We start from the raw sequence: 7,102 nt of genomic DNA, 5'->3' as shown, positions 1-7,102 counted from the left end.
CGGTCGATTTTGCGCATGCTGGCATCTTGCAGCTGGGGTAATTCACTCACGCGTGCGCCGTAGGCCAAAGCTTGCTGCATGGCGGCAGACGATTGCATCAGCGAGAAATCGGACCCCCTGCCATGGTTCAGCACAATGATGTAGTTGGGCGTATTGCCCACGCTGGCCATCAGGTCAGCGAGCAGATTGACGGAATCCTTGCCTTCGTCGATGACGTGCCAAAAATTGATAGCTATATGCAGATCGCCCAGCACTTCGAACAAGTCGGAGTCGTGGATCCAGCGGGCCAGTGGGGCGGCGGTTTGCGCGGCCAAATCCACAATCACGTTTTGCTCGGGGTTGACTTCGAATGCTTCGGCGATGACGTCCAGTCCTTCAAAGCTGTCGACCACCACCGGCGAGGCGAAGTCAGGGTAGAAGCGGGTGAAGGAGTTGTGCGAACGGTCAGTGTCAAAACCGGTGAAGGCCTTGCCGGTGTCCAAAAAATACTGTGCCAAGACGCGGGCCGTAACGGACTTGCCAACGCCGCCCTTTTCGCCGCCAATGAAATTGATTGAACTCATGGGTTTCCCTGGAATGTGAGGCTTGGGGCTTACGAACGTAAGCCGTGCCAGAGATTCTACGGGGTCGGGTTCTATCGACTGGTTGCGTCACAAAAATAAGCAAGAAGCATGCACAACTAATGGCGCATACCGGTATCTGAGCGGATTACCTGTAGGTAAAGGCTCATGGATTGGGGTTGTAACGGCCCATGCGCGCTATAAATCCGCTTTAAAATAATAGCACCTTAAAAAGCCTATCTAAGTCTTTGATCTTGCGTGAAGTTTTTGATTTAGATACACTTAGTCACACCCGTTTATGCCCGGAGATCATTCCATGTCCTCCTCTGAAAGCCCTGTTTTGAACCGCTTGCTACAAATTGTTGCTGTATTTACCTGTTCCGTAACGCTGTTGGCGGCTCCTGTCCACGCAGCGCAGCGCAAAAAAGTCGAGATACAAAAAGCCTCAACCAGCAGTGCTGTTGCCAAGCGCAGCAGTGTAAAAACAGTGCGGGTGGCCCGTGCGTCCAAGACTAAAGTTGCCGCTAAATCCCGTGCTGCCATGCGCCCGGTCGCCGTAATCATTCCTGCCCAACCCTCGTTTGGTGAATTGGCCGGTTTGCACGGTGCCCCTGATGCGCTGGCGCTCAAGTCGAGCGTGGCTTTGGTGATTGACCAGGACACCCGCGAAGTGCTGTTCAGCAAAAATGACCAGGCGGTGCTGCCGATTGCGTCCATCACCAAGTTGATGACAGGCGTGGTGATTAATGAAGCCCATCTGCCGATGGACGAAGAAATCACCATCACCCAGGACGATGTAGATACTGAAAAGCGCAGCCGTTCGCGCTTGACCGTGGGCTCGACCCTGAGCCGGGGCGAGTTGCTGCATCTGGCGTTGATGTCCAGCGAAAACCGTGCTGCCCACGCCCTGGGCCGCACCTATCCTGGTGGCTTGCCTACCTTTGTGGCTTTGATGAATGCCAAGGCCAAAGGCCTGGGCATGAAAGACACCCGCTATGTGGAGCCTACCGGCTTGTCTAGCGAAAACCAGTCCAGCGCGCGCGATCTGGCTACCTTGGTGAATGCGGCCTACAACGAACCCACTCTGCGTGAACTGACCACGTCACAAGGCTACCAAGTCGAAATCGGCAGTCGCATGATGCAGTTCAACAATACCAACCGGCTGGTGAAAAACCCCGATTGGGATATCGGCCTGCAAAAGACGGGTTTCATCAATGAAGCGGGCCAGTGCCTGGTCTTGCAGGCCAAAGTGGCGGGCCGCAAATTGATCATGGTGTTTCTGGATTCCGCTGGCAAACTCAGCCGCATTGCCGATGCCGAGCGGGTGCGCCACTGGGTAGAAGCCAACCACATGATGACTGCACGCGCTGCGGTCAAGATCGCCGGCTAATTAATTCTAGCGATCCTTTGGTAGGTAGCCCAGCAGCGGCTATCGGCCGCCTGGAGCCACTTTGTAGCCCAAGGCTGACGAAATAGCGTTGGCCGTGGTCTGCAGCTTGGGTAGCCAGTTTTCATCCAGCCGGTCTGCCGGGGCCGAGATGGACAACCCGGCCACCAGGCGGTTCTGGTCATCGTACAGACCCACTGCCATACAGCGCACACCCAACTCGAGTTCTTCGTTGTCGCGGGCAATGCCGTATTGGCGGACCCGTGCCAGTTCGCGTTCCAGTTGGCCCAGGTCGGTCAGGCTGTTCTTGGTCTGGCCGCTGAGGCCCGTGCGTGTGGCGTAGGCCCGCACGCGTTGGGGGTCGTCGATAGCCAAAAACAGCTTGCCCACGGACGTGAGGTGCAAAGGTGCACGGCCGCCAATGGCCCGTACTACCTGCATGCCCGAACGCTCGCTGAAGGCGCGCTCCACGTACACAATTTCATCGCCCTGGCGCAGGCTCAGGTTCACAGGTTGCTGGGTCAGGCGGTGCAGTTCACGCATGGGGGTCAATGCCGCATCGCGCACACTCAAACGGCCCTTGACCAGATTGCCCAGTTCCAGCAAACGCATACCCAGCCGGTAGCTGCCCGGCTCAGGTCGATCTACAAAGCGGCCGGTAGCCAGATCGTTCAGGATACGGTGGGTGGTGGACGGATGCAGACCGGTCTTTTCGCTGATTTCCTTCAGCGACATGGCCTCTTCACGCGAGGCCAGTACGTCGATCAGGGCGAACATGCGTTCGATCACCTGGACGGTCGGTGTGGCGGGAATACTGGGGTCGGTCACTTTCATGGGCAGTTCTCACAAGATAGATTTCATTTTACCTTGTGAAATTTCAAATTGCATGATGTGAAATAGCTCGGCTCATCCCTCTGACCAAACACCTTCGCGTAACACCTCGTGGGAAAGAAACCGGGCCTTGTACAGCATTTTCGGACTCTGGGCGATCCAGTAGCCCAGATAGACATAGGGCAGACCCAGTTGCTGGGCTTGCTCTATCTGCCACAGCACGTTGTAGGTACCAAAGCTGGCGCGCTCTTCGGGCTCGTAAAAGGTGTAGACGGCGGACAGCCCGTCGTCCAGCACGTCCAGAATCGACACCATTTTGAGTGCCCCGGGCGTACCGTCTTCCAGCGTTTCGCGGAACTCCACCAAGCGCGAATCAACCCGGCTTTGCAGCAAAAATTGGGTGTACTGGTCAATGCTGTCCTGGTCCATCCCTCCGCCCGCGTGACGGCCATTCTGGTAGCGCAGATACAGCTCGTAATGCTCGGGCATGAAGCCCAGATGCAGCACTCGGGCCTGCAAACCGCCGTGCTGTGTTTTGGCGCGCCGCTGGCTGCGGTCTGGCTTGAAGCTGGCCACCCGCACCCGCAAAGGCGTGCAGGCCTGGCAGCCATCGCAGTAAGGGCGGTAGGTAAATAGGCCACTGCGCCGAAAGCCACTGCGCACCAGCTCCGAATAGGTGTCGGTCTGGATCAGGTGGCTGGGCGTGGCCACCTGGGAGCGCGCCTGCCGCTCGGGCAGGTAACTGCAAGGGTAGGGCGCCGTGGCATAAAACTGCAGGGTTTGCAGGGGCAGGTCGGTGAGATGGGTCACGGGGAAGCCAGCGGTTGGGGTTGCAGAGCGGTCCAGCAATGGGGGTCAAATTGCCACACCGGGCCTGGCAACCTGGTTTGGAGCGCCAGCTGGTCGCAAAACACCGACCGCGGTATTTCACGCGCACCCAGCGATGCCAGGTGGGCCGTATTTTGCTGGCAATCGACCAATGGAATGCCGTGAATGCGGCAAAAACACACCAAGGCGGCCAGCGCGATTTTGGATGCATCCGGTACGCGGGTAAACATCGATTCGCCAAACACCGCCTTGCCGATGGCCACGCAGTACAGCCCGCCCACCAGTTGCCCGTCGATCCAGGTTTCTACGCTGTGTGCATAGCCCGCCTGGTGCAGAGCCTCGTAGGCCTGCACCATGTCGGCCACGATCCAGGTACCCGACTGGCCCGGACGCGGGCTACCAGAGCAGGCCCGGATCACCTCGGAAAATTGGGTATCAAAACGAATCTCTGCGCCTGTGTTACCTGCGAAGGCCGCTATGGTTTTACGCAAAGAGCGGTGCAGCCGAAAAGCATCCACCTTCAGCACCATGCGCGGGTCGGTGCTCCACCACAAAATGGGCTGGCCCGTACTGAACCACGGGAAAATGCCGTGCTGGTAAGCCTGCAGCAGGCTGTCCACATCCAGCGCACCGCCGGCCGCCAGCAAACCCGGCGCGGGGTCCATCGCCCCCCACGCGTGGCTGACCGACGGAAAAGCCTCCCCAGGAACGAGCCATGGAACAGGCTTTTGGACGGTAGGCCGGGCGGAAGACATGCAATAATTTTAAGGTTTTATGGGGCCAAGCGCTCACGCAGCCAGCACGAGCTGCTATCTAAGCTGTAGCGTAGCCGGTCGTGCAGTCGGCTTTTGCGGCCTTGCCAGAATTGCCAGTTGTCGGGCTGCAGCCGGTAGCCACCCCAGTGCGGTGGGCGCGGCGGGTTGAGCATGAATTTGGCACCGAATTTGGCTGCATTGGCCACCAGCACGCCCCGGCCTGAGATTACCTGCGACTGCGGCGAGGCCCAGGCCCCGATGCGCGAATCCAGCGGGCGGCTGTGGAAGTAGGCATCGCTTTCCTCGTCGCTCACCTTGCTCACCCGGCCTTCGATGCGCACTACACGCTCCAGCTCCACCCAGTGGAACTGCAGTGCTGCAAATGGGTTGCCCGCCAGTTCCTGGCCTTTGCGGCTGTCAAAATTGGTGTACCAAACGATCCCGCGCTCGTCATAGCCTTTGACCAGCACGATGCGGGTGGAAGGGCGCAGATCACTTGCGACCGTGGCCAATGTCATGGCGTTGGGTTCAGGCACCTTGGCCGAAATGGCCTCGTTCAACCATTGGTCAAATTGCTGCAGTGGATCGCTGTGCGAGGCTTCTTCGTTGAGTTCGGCGCGTTCGTAGCTTTTGCGCAGATCGGCAAGCTGGGTGTTGGATAGGCTCATGGCTAGATTGTGCCGCTGAACCCGGCGGCATTGCGCCGCCGGGTCTCTCCAAGTTCGGCCCGATGGGTACGGGCTGCGCTACATCAGAAGAATCAGAAGAAGCCCAGCTTGTTTGGGCTGTAGCTGACCAGCAGGTTCTTGGTCTGCTGGTAAGCATCCAACATCATCTTGTGGGTTTCACGGCCAATGCCCGACTCTTTGTAGCCACCAAACGTAGCGTGCGCAGGGTAGGCGTGGTAGCAGTTGGTCCACACCCGGCCGGCCTTGATGCCCCGGCCCATGCGGTAGGCCACACTGCCGTCACGGCTCCACACACCCGCGCCCAGGCCGTAAGGCGTGTCATTGGCGATGGCCAGGGCTTCGGCTTCGTCCTTGAAGGTGGTCACGGCCAGCACCGGGCCGAAGATTTCCTCCTGGAAGATGCGCATCTTGTTGTGGCCCTTGAACAGCGTGGGCTGCACGTAGTAGCCACCGGCCAGGTCGCCCGACATCTTCGCGCGCTGGCCACCCGCCAGCAGTTGCGCACCTTCGTTCACGCCGATGTCCATGTAGGACATGATTTTGTCCAGCTGGATCTGCGATGCCTGCGCACCCATCATGGTGTCGGTGTCCAGCGGGTTGCCTTGCTTGATCTGCTTGACTCGCTCCAGCACCCGGGCCATGAACTTGTCGTAGATCGATTCGTGGATCAGCGCGCGCGACGGGCAGGTGCACACCTCGCCCTGGTTAAAGGCAAACAGCACCAAGCCCTCAATTGCCTTGTCGAAGAACGCGTCGTCTTCATCGGCGATGTCGGCACAGAAGATATTGGGCGACTTGCCGCCCAGCTCCAGCGTGGCCGGAATCAGGTTGGTGGCAGCGGCCATGGCAATGCTGCGCCCCGTCACCGTGGAGCCGGTAAAGGCGATTTTGGCGATGCGTTTGCTGCTGGCCAGCGCCTTGCCAGCTTCACGGCCCAGACCGTTGACGATATTCAGCACGCCTGAGGGGAGCAGGTCGGCGATCAACTCCATCAGCACCATGATGCTCACCGGGGTGGATTCGGCGGGCTTCAGCACTACGCAATTACCCGCCGCCAGGGCCGGGGCCAGCTTCCAGGCCGCCATCAGGATGGGGAAGTTCCACGGAATGATCATGCCCACCACGCCCAGCGGCTCGTGGAAGTGGTAGGCCACGGTGTTGTCGTCCAGCTGACTCAAAGCGCCTTCTTGCGAGCGCAGGCAACCGGCAAAGTAGCGGAAATGGTCTACCGTGAGCGGCATGTCGGCGTTCAGGGTTTCGCGGATGGGCTTGCCGTTGTCCACGGTGTCGGCGTACGCCAGCTTTTCCAGGTTGGCTTCCAGGCGGTCGGCGATGCGCAGCAGCACATTGGAGCGCTCGGCCGCAGGCGTTGCACCCCAAGCCGCGGCGGCGGCATGGGCGGCATCCAGCGCCAGTTCAATATCTTCCGCGGTAGATTGCGCCACCTGGGTGAAGACCTGCCCGTTGATCGGGCTAATGGCGTCCAGGTACTCGCCCTTGACCGGGGCGACCCATTTGCCGCCAATGAAGTTGTCGTAGCGTTTTTTGAACTGCAGGGGAGCGCTGGCACTGCCGGGATTGGGATAAAGCATGGATGTCTCCTGTTATGGGTTGTTTGCACCGCTTTTTGGTACGGTGTCTATGTTGCACAGTGCATGCCAAACCGAGGTTGCGACCCAACATCCCTGTTTCTGGCCTAAAAGTCGCCTGAACCTGGTGTGTGCGGCGGGCGGTGTCAGCCAGCCGTGGGACAGGTGTTCCAAAATGGAGCACCTGTCCTGTAGCAATGGTTGAACTGCTTGGCACAAGCACCTTCCCACACTACAGTGCTTCATGACTGCCCCGGCACGTACCGAGGACGGCAAGGAGACAAGCCATGCATTCCAATATTCCCGCGGCCAGAACGGCCCCCGTGGCTTTGCGCCAGGCGCGCCGCCAGTTGCTCGACCAGGGCGGTGTGCCCACGGGCCTGCTGGACGAGCGGCTGGCGCGCTCCTGGAGCCGCAGCCTGGACTTTGGCCTGCAGGCCACTGGCCGCACTCCCGGCGCACC

Annotated in this window: 7 protein-coding genes; 1 reads left to right on the top strand and 6 read right to left on the bottom strand. The window is 59.6% G+C overall.

Features of this window, described 5'->3' with window-relative positions; genetic code table 11:
* On the bottom strand, positions 1–563 hold a 563-nt coding region (locus ABI213_RS08435), incomplete at its 3' end, for a mobilization protein (RefSeq protein WP_348026718.1).
* 313 nt (positions 564–876) lie between these two features.
* On the opposite strand from ABI213_RS08435, the gene pbpG reads away from it, so the two are divergent.
* Entirely contained in the window at positions 877–1,950 is a 1,074-nt protein-coding gene (gene pbpG, locus ABI213_RS08430) for a D-alanyl-D-alanine endopeptidase (protein WP_348008861.1), read from the top strand.
* A gap of 39 nt (positions 1,951–1,989) precedes the next feature.
* Here pbpG and ABI213_RS08425 read toward each other — a convergent pair whose 3' ends face one another.
* The 5 genes from ABI213_RS08425 to ABI213_RS08405 form a co-directional block, all read right to left on the bottom strand.
* A complete protein-coding gene (locus tag ABI213_RS08425) occupies positions 1,990–2,781 on the bottom strand; it encodes an IclR family transcriptional regulator (RefSeq protein WP_348008860.1) in 792 nt (263 codons plus the stop codon).
* A 72-nt stretch (positions 2,782–2,853) separates the two neighbouring features.
* A complete protein-coding gene (locus ABI213_RS08420) occupies positions 2,854–3,588 on the bottom strand; it encodes an arginyltransferase (RefSeq protein ID WP_348008859.1) in 735 nt (244 codons plus the stop codon).
* Positions 3,585–4,361 (bottom strand): leucyl/phenylalanyl-tRNA--protein transferase, encoded by a 777-nt coding sequence (gene aat / locus ABI213_RS08415; protein ID WP_348026716.1) that lies wholly within the window; start codon positions 4,359–4,361, stop codon positions 3,585–3,587. The genes ABI213_RS08420 and aat overlap by 4 nt, the downstream gene beginning before the upstream one ends.
* Positions 4,362–4,378: 17 nt before the next feature.
* The gene (pdxH, locus tag ABI213_RS08410) at positions 4,379–5,029 is read right to left on the bottom strand and encodes a pyridoxamine 5'-phosphate oxidase (protein ID WP_348026714.1); all 651 of its coding nucleotides are present in this window, start codon (positions 5,027–5,029) and stop codon (positions 4,379–4,381) included.
* Between the two features lie 92 nt (positions 5,030–5,121).
* Complete coding sequence (locus tag ABI213_RS08405; RefSeq protein WP_348026712.1) at positions 5,122–6,642, bottom strand: aldehyde dehydrogenase family protein; 1,521 nt, start codon at positions 6,640–6,642, stop codon at positions 5,122–5,124.
* Between the last annotated feature and the right edge of the window lie 460 nt (positions 6,643–7,102).

The sequence above is a fragment of the Rhodoferax sp. genome (assembly GCF_039922535.1).
In the GTDB taxonomy this organism is placed as follows: Bacteria; Pseudomonadota; Gammaproteobacteria; order Burkholderiales; family Burkholderiaceae_C; genus Rhodoferax_B.
Note: the sequence above shows the minus strand (reverse complement) of the source record. Positions and strands in the feature narration are given on the sequence as shown.

Excerpts from the sequence above, each read along its gene's own strand:
- ABI213_RS08425 (WP_348008860.1), bottom strand. The coding sequence starts at position 2,781 with ATGAAAGTGACCGACCCCAGTATTCCCGCCACACCGACCGTCCAGGTG.
- pbpG (WP_348008861.1), top strand. The coding sequence starts at position 877 with ATGTCCTCCTCTGAAAGCCCTGTTTTGAACCGCTTGCTACAAATTGTT.
- pdxH (WP_348026714.1), bottom strand. The coding sequence starts at position 5,029 with ATGAGCCTATCCAACACCCAGCTTGCCGATCTGCGCAAAAGCTACGAA.
- aat (WP_348026716.1), bottom strand. The coding sequence starts at position 4,361 with ATGTCTTCCGCCCGGCCTACCGTCCAAAAGCCTGTTCCATGGCTCGTT.
- ABI213_RS08405 (WP_348026712.1), bottom strand. The coding sequence starts at position 6,642 with ATGCTTTATCCCAATCCCGGCAGTGCCAGCGCTCCCCTGCAGTTCAAA.